This is a genomic window from Dyadobacter jejuensis (assembly GCF_003149085.1).
Lineage (GTDB): Bacteria > Bacteroidota > Bacteroidia > Cytophagales > Spirosomataceae > Dyadobacter > Dyadobacter jejuensis.
Genome location: NZ_QGDT01000003.1, coordinates 172,067 through 192,330 on the forward strand (window position 1 = coordinate 172,067; position 20,264 = coordinate 192,330).

Below are 20,264 nucleotides of genomic sequence, written 5' to 3' on the forward strand. Positions count from 1 at the left end.
CCGATGATCTATATACACTATGTGTTGTGGCTAATACAATTGTATTTTGGCTTTTTTTTGATACTCCCCCTACTGATTTGGCTCTTACATTTGTTGGTAAAGCGCCCCTCAGTAGTATCAGTAGCGAGCACTCCGCCCGACTATGGGATCATTGTGACGGCTTATCAATATACCGATCAACTGGAGGCCGTCGTCGACAGCATTCTTCAGTCCGAATACAACCATTATATGGTATATGTGGTGGCCGATAACTGTGATATTTCCAAGCTTCATTTCTCGGACCCGCGGGTAGTCCTATTACGTCCGGAGCGTATTTTGGCCGGCAATGTCCGTTCGCACTTTTATGCGATCCAGCATTTTGTACGTCCTCATACCCATCTCACCATTATTGATAGTGATAACCTGGTAGAATCCGATTATCTAAGTCAACTTAATTCCTTCTTTGAAGCCGGTTTTAAGGCGGTTCAAGGGGTACGTCAAGCAAAAAATTTAGATACCTCTTTATCGAGGCTCGACGCTGCCAGGGATATTTATTATCATTATTATGATGGCAAGCTGCTTTTTAAGATAGGCTCGTCGGCTACCTTGGCTGGGTCTGGAATGGCCTTTACCACTTCCTTATACCGACAGTGCCTAGAAGGCAGGGAGGTAGATGGAGCTGGCTTTGATAAAGTGTTACAGCATGCCATTGTGAGTAGAGGAGAGCGTATTGCGTTTGCGGATGAGGCGGTAGTATGGGACCAAAAAACGGCCGAGTCGCAACAGTTGGTCAATCAAAGGGCCAGGTGGATCAATACCTGGTTTAAATATTTTACATTAGGCTTTGGACTGATGAAGCAAGGAGTGGTTAAGACCGATTGGAACCGGTTTATGTTTGGGGTGGTTCTGCTAAGGCCCCCATTATTTATATTTCTGTTGCTGTCGCTAATCTTTGCCTTTGTCAATATTTGGTTATTCCCTACGCTTACTTTAATATGGGTTTTGGGGATCTTATTATTTACTCTCGGCTTCATGATGGCACTTTGGGCGGGGCCTACCAGTCCGGCCATTTACCGGGCACTCAAAGGGATTCCTACATTCGTTTTTTATCAAATTGTCTCACTTTTGAAGGCCAGCCGCGCCAATCAAATTTCGGTTTCTACCAAGCATAAGTCGAGCTCAAAAAAGGATACCCCATGAAAACATACCCCATTAAGACAAAGGACGCCAACTCACCGGGATCAAAACTGACCAAAACGGAAGCGCTAATGCGTAGGCTGGCCTTGCTGCTGGCTTTGGTTAGCGTTTTTTTCTTTTTCTTTAAGATATTGTTTTTTTAAATTAGATTCTTGAAACCTACTCGTAAAGACGACTTTAGACGCAAATGGCGCGGATATTCCGAATGGCTGGATAACCCCCTATGGTTAGCATTTATTAGCGGAGTAGGACTTTTCTTGGGAGTTGCTACGGTGAAAGGTGGTATAACGGTAGGGGCCTTGGCTATAGTGGCCATGGTGGGCCTTCCGGTGGTCTATGCCATGTTAGTTTTCCCTGTTTTTGGAATTATCTGTCTCTTATTGCTCGCTTATTTTCTGTTCTATATTTTTCGGCTAGGCGTTTCTTTTCCCTTGGGGACGGTCCTGGACGGTATGCAAGCTTTTTTGTTACTTGGATTTTTGTTACGCCAAAGGACATCGCCCGATTGGTCCGTATTTAAGGGCCCTGTGGCTACGGCTATCCTCATTTGGATAGGCTATAATATACTTCAGGTAATTAATCCCACGGCTGAGTCGCGCCTTGCTTGGGTCTATACCGTTCGGACCATTGCCGTCATTACGCTGATGTACTTCGTTTTCCTTTATCAGATACGCACCCTGAAGCAGATCAGACTGATACTCTTCGTATGGTTGATACTCTCCTTCGTAGCGGCTTTATATGCCTATAAACAAGAGTATATCGGCATTCCAGCCTCAGAAATGGCCACCTTAGAGTCGGACCCTTTAACGGTATCCCTCTTGTTTATTGATGGACATTGGCGCAAGTATTCTATTTTTTCAGATCCGGTAGAGTTCTCTTATAATATGGTGCTTGGCAGCTTACTTTGTATCGTGTTTCTGATAGGCCCCATAGCGCGGTGGAAAAAGGGAATATTGGCCGTGATGCTGGCTTTGATGGCCCATTCCATGCTATTCTCAGGAACTCGGGGAGCCTATGTATTAATACCTGCCGCATTGGTATTATTGGCAATACTAAAATTTAGCAGGAATATTTTAATCGGTTCACTCATAGCTGCCGTGTTTTTTGTGGGCCTTATCTTTATGCCCACCTCCAACCCCTCTATTGCTCGATTTCAGACCGCTTTTCGCCCTGGCGACGACGCCTCCTATAATGTTCGAAAAATGAATCAGGAAAGAATAAGGCCCTTTATTTTATCGCATCCGATGGGTGGGGGGCTTGGCGCCACTGGGATGTGGGGGGTAAGGTTTGCCCCTCATTCCTATTTGGCCAATTTTCCTCCCGATAGTGGCTACGTTCGCGTAGCAGTAGAAACGGGTTGGATAGGTCTATTCCTGATTTGTATGCTGATTTTTGTTTTTCTAAGTTCGGGGATCAACAGCTATTATCTGATACAAAACCCCGAACTTAAGATGTATTGTCTGGCCATGGTGATGGTGCTATTTGCGCTTAATATCGGCAACTTTCCGCAAGAAGCCCTGGTTCAATACCCTAATAATATCCTGTTCTATTTGGCCATAGCGATCGTACAGGCTTGTTACCGGCTAGACGTCCAGTTGGCCCGCCAGGAGTTGGGGGCCAACTAATTCTACCCTCATGTGAACTCCTTAAATATTCCTAACTGGTAACGAATCCTTTTGGTAAAGGCCTTCCATAAGCTGCCATCGTCCATGAGCCGTCGAGAAGAAGTAAATACCCTGGCTCGTGGTGCGGTAACATGATGTATGCGTCCTCGGGTGCGTAGGTTTCTGGCCATCCGTCCGTCTTCGGCGTCATTATCATTATCGTTTCCTACAACTCCATTATACACCCGGTTGCCGTCCACTTTAAACCCTCCCGTCTCCAGGCCTATTTGCCGGACTAGGCCCATGTTAAAGCCATAGATATTGAGGTATTCCCTTTTGTTCTTTCTAATTCGGATAATTACCTCTGTAAATAGCTCATAGAGCCAAAAGCCAAAACGCTTCCCTTGTGGAGGAGGAATGAAGGAATAGCGGCCATATACGCCCGTTACATCGGAACTAGCGGCCATAGGCTCTACCATGCATTGCGCCCAATCGGGTGGGTATAAGGTATCTGCGTCAGCGCAGAGGAAGTACTTGCCTTTGGCCTTTTCCAAGCCCATTTGGCGGGCAAATGGTGTTCCTTGTTGCTTTTGTAAATAGTTGATAACCCCCAATTTGTCGAGTACTTCTTGGGTATGATCGGTGGAATTGTTGTTGATCACGATGATCTCTATGGCAAATTTGCTTCGGCTAGCCGATAAAGAGGAAAGGGTCCTGAAGATATTATCGCCTTCATTCCATGCTGGAATCACGATGCTCACTTCCGGGAATTCGGGGCAAAAGCCCTTCAGTCTTTCTTTTAAGAGGCCTATTTCCGCCGTAGTTAGGTCGTCAAACCGGCAATTAGGATATAGATGGGGCTCTGCCCAGGGGGGCATTCTAAATACGGACATAAGTGTGAATCCAACGTTGAGTACCTTCTTTTTACGTTAACAGGGTAAAGTTAAGGTTAATTGAAATAATTTGAACCTTTTTTCGGTAGTTTCCAAAACATTTGTCCTAGAACAGTATTTAAATATACAAATAAATTCTACTTTTGGGTCTGAGATTTATTGTATAACTTTCTGACGAATACAGTCAAATCTAGGATTTTTGAATCCATGGATTCAAGGGTTCAATTGGCAATACCCACCCATACTCATGTTGAATAAAATATTAAGTTTTTATGTCTTGATTCGATATGGTCGCTTACCTTCGGAATTGCGATACTATTATCGACACACCTACGAGTGCCAAGTGAGGCAGCTGAGGTATATTGTAAAGGACTACTTTACCAAGCCCAAGTATAAGGCATTAGCATTTGACGGGGAGTTTGCTCCAGAGTTGCAATTCGTGCTGCCCTTTGCCTATTGGCATTACAAGAATGGAACCCTCAAGTCCACCGCGTCGTCTAAATATACCAAGGAGATGTACTTCTTCTCTGAGGATCATCAGGAGACTTTCGATACGCGATGTAACGAGGGGAACTACAATTTTGAAATGCCCAGGATCCTATACAGTCAGGATTACGACATGAAAAAATGGTTGGCAGTGCCTCTCAAGGAAAAGTATCAAAACGATGTGTATGTTTATGAAAAGCCTATATTGATTATTGCCAATCGGTACAATATGGAGTGGGACGGTCCGCCGGTTAGCTTTTTTAGTATTGAGTTGCTAGACTATATCCTCGAAAGATTAAGCAAGAGCTATCAGGTTATCTACAATCGGCCTCGCCCCCAGAACATCACCATGGACAATAGTGATATATACGATATGGATGAGTATAGCTGGCTGAAGGCCAATTATCCAGAGGTGATACTGATGGAGGACCTCTACCAGGAGAATAGAGCTGGGGCTAATAATTTCAACCACCTCCAAATGATGGTTTATGCCAATGCAACGGATTTCTTATCTATTCACGGAGGTACGGCCACCTTGGCGAGTTATTTTGGTGGGAAAAACCTAATTCTGTCGAAAAAGGGGCCTGAACACCATTTTAAATGTTACGAGAAGCTGTACCCGAAGTTTTCTGGGGCCGAGATTTTTCACGCCAAATCCGATGAGGAGGTGAAGCAGATCGTTTTGGATCACTATCTAAAAGTGGTGGTAGAATGAGTGATAAACAGAATGATGGATATTGGCTCAAATCGGGAATTCTCAACATTCTTCAGAATTTTTCAGGAGTTTTCTTCGGTTTCGGTGGCTTCTATATGCTCGTTAGAGTCCTTTCTAAGGACGATTTTGGAGTGTGGACTTTGTTTATGTCGGTTACTACTATCGCCGAAGCCATTAGAAGTGGGCTCATTCAAAACGCCCTCGTTAAATACCTGTCGTCGGCCGAAGAATCGGAACACCCGGCTATCATCACCGCCTCCTCGGTTATTAGTATAATTATAACCCTAATTTGTATCGGGCTCATTTTTGTTTTTGCACCTTATCTGAGCACATTATGGTCGTCGCCTCAGCTGATGGGGCTGTTATATACGTATATGCTGGTGTATATTCTTTCGGGAATCCTTACTCAGTTCAATGCCATTGAGCAGGCCAACCTACAGTTTCAAGGCATATTTATCACCAATTTTATACGTCAATTTATCTTCTTTGCGGTGGTATTATGGTCTTATGTTTTTGAGCATTCTCTTACCCTGATTACCCTCGTATGGGTACAAGCATTGGCGGCCCTAATAGGGGTCATGGTCGCATATGGGTTTGTCAGAACTTATTTTCGATTCGTTCGTAATTTGAGTAAGGCGTGGTTGCAAAAACTATTCGGCTATGGGAAATATGCCTTCGGTACGGCTGTTAGCTCTTTACTGTCCGGAACCGTCGATCAGATGATGCTCGGGGCCATGCTCTCTCCTGCGGCCTCGGGAGCCTTTAATATTGCGGTGCGCATTACCAATCTAATCGACATCCCGGGCAATGCCATAGCGGTGGTGGTGTTTCCACAAAGTTCGCGTCGGATGGAAACCGAAGGTAAGAGTGGCATCAAGTATTTGTATGAGAAATCGGTGGGTACCACCTTGGCACTAGTGCTTCCTGGTGTTATATTCCTGTTTTTGTTTTCTGATTTTGTGATTCATTTTATTGCCGGCGAAAAATATGCCGACACCATCCCACTGCTTCAAGTAACCCTCTTGTATTGCCTGCTAATTCCCTATGGTCGACAGTTTGGTACCATACTGGACTCTATAGGAAAAACGAGGACTACTTTCTTGGTCGTACTGGGGACGACCATCGTGAACCTGGGGTTAAACTATGTCTTAATCAGTAAAATAGGGGTTATGGGTGCCGCTTATGCTACACTTATTTCCAATATTTTGGGCTTCGCAGTGGCTCAAATCATCTTAAAAAGGGAAATAGGAGTTAGCCTATGGGCTACGCTGCGGTTTATGTGGCAGTTTTACCCTGAGTTTTATGTCAAATATATTAAGGGACGAATAGCCCGTTAATTTATAAAACCAACGATCCACAATGGTAGGAGTGAAATTTAATGGTCGACTAGGGAATCAACTTTTTCAGTATACTTTCTTTTTATATTTAAAGTCGAGGGATAGCAAAAAATATTATTTTTTTCCTAATCCGCATCATGCCAGTTTGGCCAAGTACTTCGATTTGGGGTTCTGGCCCAACTTTTATTTGAATAATAAATTGTGCTCGCTCCTGTTCAGGATGCTACCAAAGCTTTGGAAGTTTGAAGACGTATTCGTTCATAATTTTTTTAGTCCTAAGCCACATACGCCGGTCAACTTTACTATGTATCAGGGTTATTTCCAATCCGATTACTACCTCAAGCAACTACCTAAGCCCGCAAATTTCCGGCTCAAGGAACGGTACCGTGAGGAGTTTAGGAGGCAGTTTGGCGATTTGTTTGATCATCATAAGACGGTAGTAGTTCATATACGCCGTACCGATTATCTTTCGTATGGTAAGCGGGATATTTCCTTGCCCATCGAATATTTTCAGCGTCAATTAGAAGCTATTGAGAATATTGACAGCTATAAGGTGCTATTTGTGAGCGATGACATGCCCTTCGTGAGGCAGTCATTCCCTGAAAAGCCTAACTATATTTTCTCTTCTAACTCTGAAATTATAGACTTTCAACTCATTCAAAATGCCGACGTAGCCATCATTTCTAATAGTACATTTGCTTGGTGGGCGGCCTATCTTTGTCCAAAAACCAACCGGGTAATTGCGCCCGAAAATTGGTTTGGCTTCCGAATTGGTCGGGAGCATCCAAAGGGTATCATGACCGATCGCTTCGAATGGAAGGCCGTGTTGCCGGCTATTTCATAAGTGAAACGTATAGGGCTAGGGTTTCTTTTATAGATTTTTCTATAGGGAAGTCTTGCAGCCGTTTATTGCCCCGTTGTACGAGCTGAGTACGACGATCGGGCTGAGCGAGAAGCTGGTCTATTTGTTCAATAAAATCATCGAGGGAGTGGGGTTGGAAATAGGCCACAGCCGATTGGGCTATCTCGCGGAAGCAGGGGGTGTCGCTGAGTAATACCGGACAATTCGCTTTAAAGGCCTCCAAAATGGGGAGTCCAAAGCCTTCGTGCAAAGACGGATAGACGAAAATTTCGGCTCGGCTATATAAGGTATTGAGTTGTTCGTCGGTAACTTGTACATGTTTTACCTTCTGGGTGAGCCCGAGCCTGTGCAAGAGCTCTTGGTCGGCTATGCCCAGGCGTCCACCTCCTGTCAAAATTACTTCAAGTTTAGGATATTTCTGGGATATAGCCTTAAAGGCGTCAATGAATAAGTAGAAATTTTTGTATCCACTTCTGTCCCCCACATATAGCAAATAGCTGTCAGGAAGGCCTTCGACCGGGGCGAACTCCAAGGGTTGTTTCAGGTCTATGCCATGGTATATGACCCTAATTTTATCCTCGTCGACCCGATGATAGCGCATCAGATCGGACTTGGTCGTTTCCGAAATGGCTATGATGGCATCTGCCCTTTCTATATGCAGGCGTTTGTTATGGGTGAGTGGATCCTGGGCCCAAAAGTATTCGGGTAGCTTCTCATACGTCATATCATGAATGGTGGTCACCATAGGCTTTTTGAGGTCCTCCAAAAAATAGGTGTCATAATAGGTCGGATGGAAAAGGTCGAAATCATCCTTTTTTACCAGGCGATGGCTATAGGCTTGATTGGCTTTATAAAGCAAATCGGATAGGCGGTGATGGCGCAATAATGGACTCATAAACCGATCCAGCTCATTTCCCGATGGACTCAAATAGTGGTTTTGACTATAAAGAAGGCCCACCTCGCTGCTAAAATCGGTCGATTGTGCGATTTGTTGTACAATATTGGCAAAATATCGACTGATTCCCCCATACCTTTGGGTGGTGAATTTCTGGTGATCAAACAGTATTTTAGGCATCGTGTTTTTCGCTGAGTATGCTATGGGTTGCTTAGTAGAGTCCCGTTATTTCTGTATGTTGATTCGAAATAGTTCGGTAATTTAGTTAGGAAAAGTGAATTTATTAACCCCCATACTGAAGTTTTTGTAATACGGTAGGAGCGCATGCTAAGGAAGGGGCGTCTGATAGGGGAGTGACCAGCCCATTTGCCTGGTTCAGTCGATAGCCTAGGCTTGTTTCGAATTCGAAATTAAGGCCACCTGCCTACTGTTTTCTTTCAACATAGCCACCCCATCACGGGTGCTCATAAAAGGCAAGCCCTTAGTTTGGTGGTTCATCATACTAATGGTGTACAATAGGTCCAGATGCTTGATAATCTCACCCCAAGCATAAAAAATAGAATGTTTTGGATCGTACATATGGGTGGGCTCACTGCCGGCCCCATTGAGTTCTATGATAGAGAATTGCTGACCCGCACGCAGCTCCTCCCAGGAGTTGAACTTGATGTCCATACGTCCAAAATAGAATTCCGGAATAGAATTGCATACCGCATTGATACTTTGCCTGAGCTGTGCATCGGCTCGGGAGGTGAAGTCTACAAATTTTGATCCTCGGCTATGGTTACCATAGGGGACTAACAGTTTCTGTTCGCCCTTGGCTAGTATATGATCCATAGATGCTCCATACATTTTTTGTAGCTCCTCCAACTGAAGCAAAAAACGGGGCTCCGCCATCACCAACTGCTTGATGCTGCTAATTCCGTCGCCGGTTATTGTCAAAAATTCTTTTCCGACAATCCCCGTAATGGTGCCTTGAGGCTCTCCTGGTATCCGCGTATAAAAAATACCGATTTCATGTGGGTAAGAGATGTACTCCTGAATTAAAAAGTCAACTGCTACATTCTTTAAATAGTCTTCCAGATCTTTCCGATTCTTTACTAGCTTTACCATCATCCCCCTTTGGCCTATATCGGGCTTTGCTATAAACGGGAAGTCTATACCTCGTTTTTTTGCCTCTTCAGCTACAACTTCTGCCCTGGTATCAGGGACGAAAAGCAGGGTTTTGGGGTAGTAGGCATTGGGAAGTAAGTCGTAGATCTGCTTCTTACTTTCCAGTAAAAACCCGCCGTTTTTGATCAGCGGGTTCGCAGTGTTAAAGAAAAAGAAGGATTTCGCCTTTGCTGCTAGAAATAAATAATAAGGTAACATAGGAGCATAGACCACGTTGAAAGGCCAATACTCCCAGTTGAAAAGTCGGATAAGGAAGCGCCTTACCCATAAAAACTGATTCATAAAAGGCTGGTATCGTATTGAGAATGCGGAATTAAAGGGAGTTGTTGCCGATGGTCTTCTTGCTTGATCAGATCGAGGTATTGTACCTTGGTATAGTTTGTATCCACCTCAATAGAAGTAATACTTACGGTGAATACGGTGCCACTTCTGTTCATCATCAGGTCGTTATGAGGATCCCCATCCCCAGTAAATTGGTGGAATTTAACGATGGATTGCTGGTCTATATTTTTCTCCTCCGACAGCCATTGCTCAAACCAGCTTTCCCTTTTATGGATAATTGGCTGGGTATACAGGGTGGTCGACGACCAAATGTAGGTCCCCGTTGGGTCCAATTGCCGGGTGTACGCTACAGTACCGTCCCAGCGACATTCAAAAAGACCAGTGTCAACACGGAGTATTAAGGTAAAAGGTTCGATCCCTTCTAGTTGATACTCCTTAAATGCCGTTAGAGGCTGATCGGCCGCTAAAATGTCTAAGAATACGAGGCCGCGACTCCTCCTATAGGGCGGCTGAGGTACATGGCCCTTAAAGGCCCCATTGAGTAAGACGGCCGTAAAGCCATTATCCTTGGTGCCCACCCAGGAGCCTCCTGCCTGGCTATCCTTCGGGAATATACCTTGTTGATTGCCGGACAGAGGCCATATTTGGGGAGCCAAAGCCAAAGAACGCGTATGTTGCTCATCCCGGTTGGAGGTGAGAATATAGCCTTTAGGCGTCGGTAAGTAGGTTACAGTACACATATTGCACTAAAAATAATCAAAATAAAGTAGATCCGTATATTATTTGGCCAATACCTTCAAGGAGATGGTCAGATCGTCGGAAAGGGTAAAGCTTCGGCCACCCACATGATAAGACCGCCTATTGAGAGGTAACTCACCTGTAAATAAGTAACCTCCACTTTGTTCTTTGACGGTAAAGGGAATGGATACGGTTTTGGTCACGTCTTTAATGGATAGATTTCCAATCATGACATACTTGCCCGCACTTGTCTGGCTTACCTTGGTACTTACAAAGTGCATTTTAGGGTATTTCGTCACGTCAAAATATTCTTCTTTCTTTAAATGGCTATCTCGAAGATTATTGTCGGTATCGATAGATGCCGTCGGTATATATACATCGAAAGAGGCCGTAGTCAGCGATGCTGGAGAAAAGTTGATGGTGCCTTCTATTTGTTTAAAGTAGCCTGTGGTGGTAATACCTAAATTTTTAATATTAAAGGCGAGTTTGGACCCGTCTGCGACCGGTTTGATCACTTGGGCCGTGGCCGTGTTAAAGGCGACCATGGCGCATAATACCATCATACTTAATGCGATTTTTTTCATTTTTTTGTTCGTTTAGTTGTTGATTTAGTTAAGAAGTGCGCTGCCAAAGAGTACATTGAACTGTTGGCAGTGAATGAGGGCATACTTATAGTTGCCGAAATCGATGTTGTTAGGTAGGACATACACTTGGGTTCCATTTGTCGATTTGAGGGCGCCTAGGTCGATGAAGTTACTGGCCTTAGTGTCGGTGGCCAGATATACATGCAGGTCGGGCCCGTTATTGGCCATTAGGTTTTCGAGCACGAGCGAAGAAGTACTGCCACTCGTGATGATTTTGGCATTCCCTTTGACGGTCTCGCCTGGGGCCGAGACAAAGACTCCCTTTTGGGCAGTTGTGGCGGTGGTGTCTACCTCTTCCATAATAGGGGTGTCAGGGGTATTGATATCTTCATTTTTACAGGACCATATCGCTATTGCGAATAGTGCCAAGATGCTTAACGTTTTCATGAGTAGATTGTTTGTTGATGCTATTAAAATTGATAGGTAAGTCCCAAACCGAAGTTATTGGCCTTATTGCGGAATCGGTCTATCTCTGTGCCGTCCCCAGCGATCTGTACGATGTCTTGGGTTTGATACTCGGTAAATAAAAATTGGTAGATGGCTCTTACACCCCAGTTGCTGTTAATTTTGTATTTTAAGAAAAACTCGGAGTTCAAAGAACCTCTATCATGATCACCAGTAAGCAGTACATTGAAAACGGTTGGTTTGGCCGAGGGTTCGGTCCTTAAATTACCATTGCTCTGTAAAATGGCCGACGAACTTCTCCCGAAGCTAGCGCCAATCAGATCGATATTAAATCCTGCACTTAGTCTCGAATTAAAGTTATAACCTAGATTAACGGTGAGGTTTAGTGCATTTACCAAAGGGCGTTGGACGGACAAGGTATCCCAGTTTTCAGTTTGCTGGCCGGCAAAAAAGATTAAAAATGGGGTGGTAAAGGACCGGGTCAAACTGGCTGGCCCGGCGGTAGTATAATCTAACTTTTTTCCGAAGGCTGTGGTTAATCTGGCGCCAATACCGGCTTCTATCCTTTTTTTCTTACCCAATCGCCAATTATGAACATAGGAAAGTGCGACCGTTCCGTTGGCACTCCCCACGGTCGCGGCGAAGTCTACCACTTTGAGGGGTGAGGCGTCGTGGGTAGACTGCCCAAGGCTGGGAAGTGTAAGCCATAAGGAAAGACATACGAGTAGTAATGAGGTTTTCATTGGTTTTTGATTCAGTTTGATTGATGTACGATAATTTAGTTTTAGGGCATACCTGGTCACCCCGAATTCAAGCAGCGTTTTCAGGTACTATTGGAAGCAGGTTTGGCTTTTTTAATTCCCGCTTATTGAGTGATGGCTTGTCGGTACTTTAGGGTCGATACCGCTACTCCAAACTCCTTAGGAAGGGGGTGTACGCAGACTTGTCCCCATCCGACCCTTATAAGGGCCATATGATGTACCGTATGCTCTATATTGTAAATGAGTTCCCTATAGTAGGTAGTCGTGAGGCTGATGGGCTCGGAGCATTGCAAATTATAATCCGATATCAGAGTCATCACTTTATCCTCCTTCGCCACGCTATTTTCAATTTTCTTCAGCATTTCCAAAGCAAAAGCCGGCGATGTTTCGATTTTGTAGTCCCGCTCCCTTAATTCATAGTTAACCGTTCCTACCTGGTAGCCTTTTTCAAGTTCTTGAAAAAGTTCTATAATATGTCTTATATGCTGTCCTATACTCGCATTGGAGAGGGCGGAAAGAGCCATACTGTACTCTTGAGGTTCGAGTTGCTCAATAGCATACTTTAGTTGATAAATTAATTGACGTATCGGCTCTTTTAAGGTCATGGGGTAAAGGCTGTAATAATTTTTTGTTTAAATGATACCTTCCTAGGGTTTAAGGCCTATGGATGGGACCTTAGATGAAAATGTAAATAAAATAATAAGGACCGATATTATTCTTTACCATTACGAAAGAATCGGTCTTTAAGATGCGTGAGTTGTTCTTTTTTTATAAAAACTAGAAACAAACAACTCAAAAACACCAAACAAGCGTATAGGAAAAGCTGACCATTATCGTCCTGAACCACTATCCCAAGCTGGGTGAGATGGGCTCCAATGGCTCCAGTCATTACTGCCAAGCCTAGCAAGGCTCCTAAGGCCGTGGTGGCTGGTATGAGCAACAAGACGATGGCTATCGACTCGGCTACCCCACTTCCAATCCTCCCCCAAGGCTCCATGCCCAAGGTACTGAAAATATATACGGACTCGTCGGCAGCCGAAAACTTAAAGAATAAACTTTGAAATAATATAATGGCAGCAACGCCACGAAGTATCCAAGTAAGAATTGGGGATTGTTTTTTCATGTTGATAGTGTATTTGATATGTGAGTATAGTCGGGCGAACTTTTAAAAGCTTACAATTTTAGTCGTTTTTTTCTTCAACCATCGATCGTATCATCTTATTCTTATCATCGTCCGAGAGCTTGGAGGAGGCTCCGACTTTTTTGTTTAAGGCGGCGTTGAGTAAGGTGTTTTGGCGGTCGAATCGTTTGCACATACGACAAATAATCAAGTGAAACCACAGAGAACGTTTCTGTGAATTGGTTAAATCCCCATCCTCGCTTTTTAAAATGTATTCTGTAGCTTTTTTGCAAGTGATCATAATTTTGACGAACATTTAGTGTGGAAATTACCTTGTGATAAACCAATTAGATTCCATACAGGCTCTCAACTGAAGTTTGGCTCGGTGCATAATCACCCAATAATTTGCTTGGCTTAGATTTAACTCGTCGGTGATCATGTCAGTACCCATTTCTTCCACATATTTCAGACTAAACACGGCTCTCTGAATCGTATTGAGCTTTCCTTGGCAGTAATCGAGTACTTTATAAAATTCTTGATTTTCCAATAAGGTATCGGCTCCATCTTCCCAGGTTTTGGGTGAGGTAGTTTTGGCCCAATGTTCATGAGCGTCAAAAAATGGATCTTGGTCATTATAATCGCCAATCTCCGTAGCGCTCCATTTTTGTCGACGAAAATGATCTGCAATTTTATTTTTAAGAATAGAAAATAGCCAACTTTTTACGGAAGCTTCTCCTCTAAATTGTTTGAATCCCTTCCAAGCAGCAATAAATGTCTCTTGGACGAGATCTTTTGATAATTCCTTGTCTTTAATGCGGGTTACAGCAAAAGCGTATAATGCATCACCATGCGTATTGACCCATTCTGTCGCCTGATGCTCGCCCACTTCTTCTTGTTGCTTCATAAAAGATATTTGTCAGTTCTATTATTCTTGCCTTCTGTTCTATAAAGATATGGGAGGCCTAGTTTGGACGTTTATATAACTAAATGGCCACTTATTTTTGTAGATAGTTTGTCGGATCTCCCCCCTAAATCTATCGAAATTAGTCTGTTTGGCAATGATATATGGCTAATTTTATGGCTAGGACTTCCTGGGAATATGCCCTATACTGGTATTTAGTGCCGGAGAAAATCATATCCTAGAGGTTAAAATTTTTAAAAATAAAGGAATTTGACAGGCTCATTTATATGCTATTATGCTTACTGGTCTTTTTAAAATTAGGATTTTATTAGATTGAATAATACCTAAATTTGATTTTGGATCCGATTTCCACCTAATTGCCCTATTTAGGACGATTGAGTAATACAATCCTTACAAGAGCTGCCAATTTTTTTTTTTTTTTGTTTAAAAAGGACTCTTTATAAGAAGTTGTGATGCAAGTGTTAAAACCCGCTTTCCTTCAAGAGTCGGAATGATCTAAACTATCATTTAATTCATTTTAAAAATCCAATATATGACTATCATTACTGCAGTAGAGGTTGCGTCACTTAGTGCCAGCGGAGACACCATTCTTATAGATGCGCGAGGGGGCAAAGATGCCCATGAACGTTATTTGAAGGGGCATCTGCTAGGTGCACGCTTCGTCGACTTGGACGCAGACCTTAGTAATGTCGGCAGCGACGCCTCAGAGGGGGGAAGGCATCCCTTGCCAAACATCCAAGATTTTACTCGCTTATTATCCAAGTTAGGGATCGATCCGTCGGTGAAGGTAATGGTATATGACGATAAAAACGGGGCCATGGCTGCCGCACGATTTTGGTGGATGCTCAAAGCGCTCGGGCATCCTTCTGTCATGTTGGTGAGTGGTGGGTTAGCAGCTTTGATTCAGGCGGGTCTACCAATTACTACCGATGAACCCGAACCATTAACCGACTTCCTTGAATATGAGGCTACTGGCTGGAACCTTCCTTTGGTAACGATGGAAGAAGTAGCCGCCGCCGCTGAGTCGACCGATCAATTGGTGATCGATGTTCGGGAGGCATACCGCTATAACGGGGAGAGTGAACCGATCGATTTGGTGGCTGGCCATATTCCCGGGGCGGTAAACGTTCCTTTTTCCGAAAATCTGGATGAGAATGGGTTGTATTTGCCTTCGGATGTTCTAAAACAAAAATATCAGGAAGTCCTTGGCGACAAGGATCCCAATAAAGTGATCGTACACTGTGGATCGGGAGTTACCGCTTGCCATACGCTGGCCGCCCTCGAAGATGCGGGGATGGTTGGAGCCCGGCTGTATGTCGGTTCCTGGAGTGAATGGTCGAGAAATGATAATCCAATGATTACCAAAGAATAGGAGGGTGGGGAGCGTCCCAGCCCTCCCTATTCTAGGTTACACACCAAATTGTGTAAGATGGTGATTGAGGTGCTTATAAAACATATTATTCCATTCGTGGACACTTAGCACGCCGAAGGAATGCGATTCTTTTTGGTCGAAGTGCTCGGCTCCTAATTGTTGTGTTTTACGCAGAAATTCGATCAACCTCGCTTTTTCGGCTTCAAAGTTCCGTTCATCGGTGATCATAAAATCGGGAGCCGTTCTACTGTTACGGGGGTAGGGCTTCTCGTTTACAACTGCGTTTTTGACAAAGTTCTTTAAGATGAATTTCATAAATGCATTCGGCTTTTTGTGTTTTGAGTCGAATACATATTCATAGGTGACGCAACAATGGGCGAGCATCTGACCCACGTTCATCTTCCCCCAAGTGGGTGTTGTAGCAGGGGTAAGGTGTTCGATGCGACCGATTAATGAATCGGTCACCTCCTTAGTAAAAATATTCGGTAAGGCCATAGCTAGTTGGTTAAGTATGCGGTATAGATTGAAGTCGTTTAGCGATCCATTTTACTGAAATAATTACGCATAAATAGGAATTGGTATTGGACTGCATTCTTCCAATAAGGCCAGGTGTGTCCTCCAGGACGGCTTATAAAATCGTGAGGGATGTTTCGATACAGCAGCTGCCGATGAAGCTCTTGGTTAACGGAATAAAAGAAATCGTCTGTTCCGCAGTCGATGATGAGCGCTAATGAGTTGGGGGTCAATAGATGGAGTTGATTCATGACCGTATATTTTTCCCAGTCGCTAGGGTTTTGCGCATAGGTACCTAATCGCTTCGCCATTTCCCAGTTTTTGGGGAAAGGCCTGATGTCCACCCCTCCGCTCATACTTCCGGCCACGCCAAATACATCTTGGTGTCGGATAGCCAAAAATAAGGCCCCATGGCCCCCCATACTCAGACCCGTGATGCCACGCCCATTGGGTTGGGCTATGGTTTTGTAATGCTGGTCGATGTATGGGACGAGTTCTTTGCTGATATATGTTTCATATTGCCAGTTCTGGTCTTTGGGACTATCCCAATACCAACTAGAGACATTGCCATCGGGACAAACAATAATCATGTTGTGGAGGTCGGCGGCTGTTTCAAAGCCTTTTCCCTTTTTGAGCCAACCATCATACCGGTCTCCATAGCCATGCAATAGATATACAACTGGCAGAGGGCCTTGTAGGGACTGATAGTCGTTAGGAGTAATCACAACCGCTTTGATGGTTTTCTTCATAACGGTACTATAGGTTTGTACCGTATCGATTTGTGCGGCTCTGGCTAAGTTTAGGATGAAAAAAAAACTGTGTAGGGTTAGGGTAAAGTGTTTTCTGAAGGTCATGGAGTTAGTAAAATCTTAATGAATCGAATTTGAACCTTAATATTAAACAATTTCAAACAATAGTCGGGAAGTAAATTTTTTATTTTAATTGCTTTGAATGGTCAGGTTACTATTTTTTTATGCCATCTGGTATGCTCATCCTAAATCAATCTAATGTTATTATGAACAAGGTATCTTTATGTTGGACCACTTATTTATTATGTTTCACGCTGCTAACCTCCTGTACGGCCAAGTCGGGTGAAGGACAACAAGGCGGGCAAGAACAGGAAGTCGTCGAACAGCCATATGACAAATATATGGTACAATATAAGGGGACCGAAGGTCCTGGACTCGGCAAAAATATTGTCTTTGTAGCCTCCGATCATGAGTACCGCAGTGAAGAAACATTGCCAGAGCTAGCCAAGATTTTATCCAAGCGCTATGGTTTTAACTGTACCGTATTATTTGGTTTGGACGAGGAGGGGTATATATTACCAGGGAGCTCCAATCTTAAAGGCTTGTCGTTATTAAAAAATGCCGACTTGCTCTTTTTGTTTACTCGATTTGCTCATTTTGACTCAGAGGAACTTCAGTATATCGACGACTATATACATGCAGGAAAGCCTATTGTAGCCCTAAGGACGGCTACCCATGCTTTTGACAAAATCACAGATCCCAAATGGGAGCATTATAACTGGAACTATAAGGGAGAAAAAAAGGAATGGAAAGATGGCTTCGGTGAATATATACTAGGTGAAACCTGGGTGTCGCATTATGGTAAAAACCATGCCCAATCCTCTCGATTGATTCCAGAAAAAGGACAAGAGGCCAATCCAATATTAACGGGGGTAAAGGATATGTGGGTGCAGTCAGGAGGATATACTGCTGAGCCCCATGGGGAGGTCATTGCTAGGGGAGAGGTGCTGAATGGTATGAGCCAAGATGCCGCCGCCGACCCTAACAAGGAGTTATTGCCCGTGGCCTGGTCAAGGGAGTATACCCTCGAAGATGGAGCCAGTGGGAGAGTATTCACTACCACCCACGGTGCCTCAGAAGATATCTTAAATCCAGGATTCCGTCGAATGCTTTTAAACGCCGCCTTATGGGCCATGGAAATGGAAAAGGATATTAAGGCCGACAATAATATTGAACTTGTGGGGCCCTATCAGCCTACCCAGTTTAATTTTAAGGGCTATAAAGCCAAGGTAAAGCCAGCCGATTTGGCGGGGTGGGACTCGCTGATCATGCCGGGCGAGGTATTTGAAAAGAAAGTAAAATAAAAAAAGCAGCCTCCTGGCCAACACCAGGAGGCTGCTTTTTTACAAACGTACCCAAAGGCTATCAGCAAAATAGTGCTTGCAGTCCAAGAAGTTTTTCTCTACCGAAAATCCATTCTGATCGGCCATGTCTTCGATTTGGGTCAGGGTGTATTTTTTTGATAACTCGGTCCAAATTAACTCATGCGCCTTAAAATTGTAATATTTGTCCAGGGCTTGGCTGTATACCTTTTGGTCTTTTAGGCTTACCAAATAACTCCTTACTTCGCCTGAAACGGGATCGTAATGACAGTAAAAATCGAATTGACTAAGTTGGAAATTGGCTTCTAGCTCCCGGTTTAGACGGTTGAGCAAATTCATATTGAATGCCTTGGTAATGCCGTGGGGGTCGTCGTAAGCCAACTGTATAGTACCAGGGTTTTTTTGTAAATCCATGCCTATCAGCAGCTTATCGCCGGGGTTCATCGCCTCGTTGAAGTGCATTAGCAGCACATTAGCCGCCTTGTCGGGGTAATTGCCAATATTACTTCCCAGAAATAAAAATAGGCTAGGAAGTCCCATGGCGGCTATTTGATCCATCATACTGAAATAATCACCTACCAACGGAGCTATTTTTAGCTGAGGTAGGGCTTCTTGCATATTTCGTTTAAGATCGTCGATCGCCTGAGCAGATATATCCACTGGGATATAGGTAAACTCTTTATTGCCTGCTAAAAGCGTTTTAAGCAATTGCCTGGTCTTTATTCCATCACCTGCTCCCAGTTCTACTATATTAAAAGGCTTGTCAAATGCCAAGGCATCGACTATTTGTCCACTTTGCATGGCTAATATCTCGAACTCGGCATCGGTAGGGTAGTACTCTGGCATATGCATGATCTGTTGAAACAGCATACTGCCATGATCGTCGTACAGGTATTTGGAGGCTACATATTTGTTTTTAGTGCTGAGTCCTAAGTCCAAGTCAATGGCTGCTTCGGTGGGAGCGAGTCGCTGGGTGATATTTGCATTCATAAGAGTCGTGTTGAAGATGAATTGGGCTTGCCAACAGAGCTGGCATGTGGATCGTATTTGGTTTATTGGGCGAGCCTTAACCCGGTAAATTGCCACCGGTGATGGGCGTGAAAGAAGTTTCGGTAGGTGGCTCGGCTATGCCCTTCGGAGGTAGCCGATGATGCCCCCCGGAGGACCATTTGATTGACCATGAATTTGCCATTGTACTCCCCAACCGCTCCAGGGGCCTTCTCAAAGCCTGGGTATGCCAGATAAGCGCTGTTGGTCCATTCCCAGCGTTTTCCCCATTCCAGATGTTTCGACGCTACCTCCCATTCAAATTCCGTAGGGAGCCTCTTCCCCGCCCATTGAGCAAATGCCGAAGCTTCATAGTAGTTGATGTGGGTGAGTACCGTATTGGGGTCCACTTCTTTTAAACCGGCAAGGGTATAATGAAACCATTTGCCTTCCATTTTATGCCAATAGAGTGGCGCCTCGACCTTATTTTCGTTTAACCACGACCACCCTTCGTCCAGCCATAAGTTAAAGTCGGAGTATCCTCCCGCCTCCATAAACGATAAATACTCACCGTTTGTAACGAGTTGGTTGGCTATTTGAAAAGAAGGAAGATACACCTTATGCTTTCCTAGCTCATTGTCGAAGCAGAACCCATTGCCTTGATGTCCTATTTCGTATAGCCCTTCTTCTAAAGATAGATATCCGGGCTTTCCGTCTTCTCGGGGATGAAACTGGGCAGCTGGGTCATAAACTGGAAAGGTTGGGTTATGACCTAAGGTGTACTTGATATCGGTCAGCATGAGTTCCTGATGTTGTTGCTCGTGCTGTAAGCCCAGTTCAAGTAGGTTCAATACCGCTGGGGCCGTGGAGTGGAGCAGAAGCTGCCGAATGCCTTGGTCTACATGAGCCCTATAATCATAAACCTCCACTACGCCGGGGCGTGTAATGTTGCCTCTGTTAGCTCTAAAGAGGCGTTTGCCCACATTATTATAGTAGCTATTAAATAAAAAGCCGAAATCTTCATGGAATGCGCAGTATCCCTGAAGATATGGTTTTAATATAAAGGTTTCAAAAAACCAACTCGTATGCGCCAGGTGCCATTTGGCCGGACTTATAAACGGTACTGGCTGGGGAATATAATCCTCAACTTGAAGTGGTTTGCATATTTCTATCGATCGATTGCGAACCTTATAAAAATATTCGATTGGGTCTACCGATAGTAGTTCTTGTTCATAATTTTTGATTTCCATC

At 44.1% G+C, this 20,264-nt stretch carries 23 protein-coding genes; 8 read left to right on the forward strand and 15 right to left on the reverse strand.

Features of this window, described 5'->3' with window-relative positions:
- The first annotated feature begins 3 nt into the window (after positions 1 to 3).
- Genes CLV98_RS07555 through CLV98_RS07560 form a run of 3 tightly spaced genes read left to right on the forward strand, consistent with a single transcriptional unit; the run spans position 4 to position 2,801 of the window.
- Complete coding sequence (locus tag CLV98_RS07555; RefSeq protein ID WP_109673713.1) at positions 4 to 1,179, forward strand: glycosyltransferase; 1,176 nt, start codon at positions 4 to 6, stop codon at positions 1,177 to 1,179.
- Positions 1,176 to 1,319, forward strand: coding sequence for a hypothetical protein (locus tag CLV98_RS23410; protein WP_158281218.1), 144 nt, complete (start codon positions 1,176 to 1,178; stop codon positions 1,317 to 1,319). Before CLV98_RS07555 ends, CLV98_RS23410 begins: the two co-directional genes overlap by 4 nt.
- A 9-nt stretch (positions 1,320 to 1,328) precedes the next feature.
- On the forward strand, positions 1,329 to 2,801 hold the full coding sequence (locus CLV98_RS07560) for an O-antigen ligase family protein (protein WP_229203256.1): 1,473 nt from the start codon (positions 1,329 to 1,331) through the stop codon (positions 2,799 to 2,801).
- A gap of 8 nt (positions 2,802 to 2,809) precedes the next feature.
- Here CLV98_RS07560 and CLV98_RS07565 read toward each other — a convergent pair whose 3' ends face one another.
- Entirely contained in the window at positions 2,810 to 3,673 is an 864-nt protein-coding gene (locus CLV98_RS07565; RefSeq protein ID WP_109673714.1) for a glycosyltransferase family 2 protein, read from the reverse strand.
- A 247-nt stretch (positions 3,674 to 3,920) separates the two neighbouring features.
- On the opposite strand from CLV98_RS07565, the gene CLV98_RS07570 reads away from it, so the two are divergent.
- Genes CLV98_RS07570 through CLV98_RS07580 form a run of 3 tightly spaced genes read left to right on the forward strand, consistent with a single transcriptional unit; the run spans position 3,921 to position 7,055 of the window.
- Positions 3,921 to 4,874, forward strand: coding sequence for a hypothetical protein (locus CLV98_RS07570; protein WP_109673715.1), 954 nt, complete (start codon positions 3,921 to 3,923; stop codon positions 4,872 to 4,874).
- Complete coding sequence (locus CLV98_RS07575) at positions 4,871 to 6,211, forward strand: flippase (protein WP_109673716.1); 1,341 nt, start codon at positions 4,871 to 4,873, stop codon at positions 6,209 to 6,211. The genes CLV98_RS07570 and CLV98_RS07575 overlap by 4 nt, the downstream gene beginning before the upstream one ends.
- Positions 6,212 to 6,233: 22 nt before the next feature.
- On the forward strand, positions 6,234 to 7,055 hold the full coding sequence (locus CLV98_RS07580) for an alpha-1,2-fucosyltransferase (RefSeq protein ID WP_109673717.1): 822 nt from the start codon (positions 6,234 to 6,236) through the stop codon (positions 7,053 to 7,055).
- On the opposite strand, the gene CLV98_RS07585 is transcribed toward CLV98_RS07580, so the two are convergent.
- The 10 genes from CLV98_RS07585 to CLV98_RS07630 all read right to left on the reverse strand — a co-directional run bounded on the left by CLV98_RS07585 (position 7,045) and on the right by CLV98_RS07630 (position 13,992).
- Positions 7,045 to 8,148 (reverse strand): glycosyltransferase family 4 protein, encoded by a 1,104-nt coding sequence (locus CLV98_RS07585; RefSeq protein ID WP_109673718.1) that lies wholly within the window; start codon positions 8,146 to 8,148, stop codon positions 7,045 to 7,047. The genes CLV98_RS07580 and CLV98_RS07585 overlap by 11 nt on opposite strands.
- Positions 8,149 to 8,355: 207 nt before the next feature.
- Positions 8,356 to 9,420 (reverse strand): D-alanine--D-alanine ligase, encoded by a 1,065-nt coding sequence (locus CLV98_RS07590; protein ID WP_109673719.1) that lies wholly within the window; start codon positions 9,418 to 9,420, stop codon positions 8,356 to 8,358.
- Positions 9,417 to 10,160 carry an NRDE family protein gene (locus CLV98_RS07595; protein WP_109673720.1) on the reverse strand — a complete coding sequence of 248 codons (744 nt, stop codon included), beginning with the start codon at positions 10,158 to 10,160 and terminating at the stop codon, positions 9,417 to 9,419. Before CLV98_RS07595 ends, CLV98_RS07590 begins: the two co-directional genes overlap by 4 nt.
- Positions 10,161 to 10,199: 39 nt before the next feature.
- Positions 10,200 to 10,742 (reverse strand): YceI family protein, encoded by a 543-nt coding sequence (locus CLV98_RS07600; RefSeq protein WP_109673721.1) that lies wholly within the window; start codon positions 10,740 to 10,742, stop codon positions 10,200 to 10,202.
- Between the two features lie 24 nt (positions 10,743 to 10,766).
- Positions 10,767 to 11,189, reverse strand: coding sequence for a DM13 domain-containing protein (locus CLV98_RS07605; RefSeq protein WP_109673722.1), 423 nt, complete (start codon positions 11,187 to 11,189; stop codon positions 10,767 to 10,769).
- A gap of 23 nt (positions 11,190 to 11,212) precedes the next feature.
- Positions 11,213 to 11,950 (reverse strand): hypothetical protein, encoded by a 738-nt coding sequence (locus tag CLV98_RS07610; protein ID WP_109673723.1) that lies wholly within the window; start codon positions 11,948 to 11,950, stop codon positions 11,213 to 11,215.
- Between the two features lie 122 nt (positions 11,951 to 12,072).
- Positions 12,073 to 12,573 (reverse strand): hypothetical protein, encoded by a 501-nt coding sequence (locus CLV98_RS07615; protein ID WP_109673724.1) that lies wholly within the window; start codon positions 12,571 to 12,573, stop codon positions 12,073 to 12,075.
- Positions 12,574 to 12,680: 107 nt separating this feature from the next.
- Positions 12,681 to 13,091 carry a DoxX family protein gene (locus tag CLV98_RS07620; protein ID WP_109673725.1) on the reverse strand — a complete coding sequence of 137 codons (411 nt, stop codon included), beginning with the start codon at positions 13,089 to 13,091 and terminating at the stop codon, positions 12,681 to 12,683.
- A 58-nt stretch (positions 13,092 to 13,149) separates the two neighbouring features.
- Complete coding sequence (locus CLV98_RS24300) at positions 13,150 to 13,404, reverse strand: anti-sigma factor family protein (RefSeq protein ID WP_109673726.1); 255 nt, start codon at positions 13,402 to 13,404, stop codon at positions 13,150 to 13,152.
- A gap of 12 nt (positions 13,405 to 13,416) precedes the next feature.
- Positions 13,417 to 13,992, reverse strand: coding sequence for a sigma-70 family RNA polymerase sigma factor (locus CLV98_RS07630; RefSeq protein WP_109673727.1), 576 nt, complete (start codon positions 13,990 to 13,992; stop codon positions 13,417 to 13,419).
- 550 nt (positions 13,993 to 14,542) lie between these two features.
- Between CLV98_RS07630 and CLV98_RS07635 the strand changes: the two genes are divergently transcribed.
- A complete protein-coding gene (locus tag CLV98_RS07635; protein ID WP_109673728.1) occupies positions 14,543 to 15,382 on the forward strand; it encodes a sulfurtransferase in 840 nt (279 codons plus the stop codon).
- Positions 15,383 to 15,418: 36 nt separating this feature from the next.
- Here the strand turns inward: CLV98_RS07635 and CLV98_RS07640 are convergent, their stop codons facing one another.
- Positions 15,419 to 15,877, reverse strand: coding sequence for a DUF1569 domain-containing protein (locus CLV98_RS07640; protein ID WP_109673729.1), 459 nt, complete (start codon positions 15,875 to 15,877; stop codon positions 15,419 to 15,421).
- Between the two features lie 38 nt (positions 15,878 to 15,915).
- Positions 15,916 to 16,644, reverse strand: coding sequence for an alpha/beta hydrolase (locus tag CLV98_RS07645; protein ID WP_310588706.1), 729 nt, complete (start codon positions 16,642 to 16,644; stop codon positions 15,916 to 15,918).
- Between the two features lie 266 nt (positions 16,645 to 16,910).
- Here CLV98_RS07645 and CLV98_RS07650 point away from each other — a divergent pair, with 266 nt between their 5' ends.
- A complete protein-coding gene (locus CLV98_RS07650) occupies positions 16,911 to 18,008 on the forward strand; it encodes a ThuA domain-containing protein (protein WP_109674013.1) in 1,098 nt (365 codons plus the stop codon).
- Between the two features lie 39 nt (positions 18,009 to 18,047).
- Here the strand turns inward: CLV98_RS07650 and CLV98_RS07655 are convergent, their stop codons facing one another.
- Entirely contained in the window at positions 18,048 to 19,016 is a 969-nt protein-coding gene (locus tag CLV98_RS07655) for an L-histidine N(alpha)-methyltransferase (RefSeq protein ID WP_109673731.1), read from the reverse strand.
- A gap of 62 nt (positions 19,017 to 19,078) precedes the next feature.
- Positions 19,079 to 20,263, reverse strand: a complete 1,185-nt coding sequence (gene egtB / locus CLV98_RS07660; RefSeq protein WP_109673732.1) for an ergothioneine biosynthesis protein EgtB — start codon at positions 20,261 to 20,263, stop codon at positions 19,079 to 19,081.
- Position 20,264 lies beyond the last annotated feature (1 nt).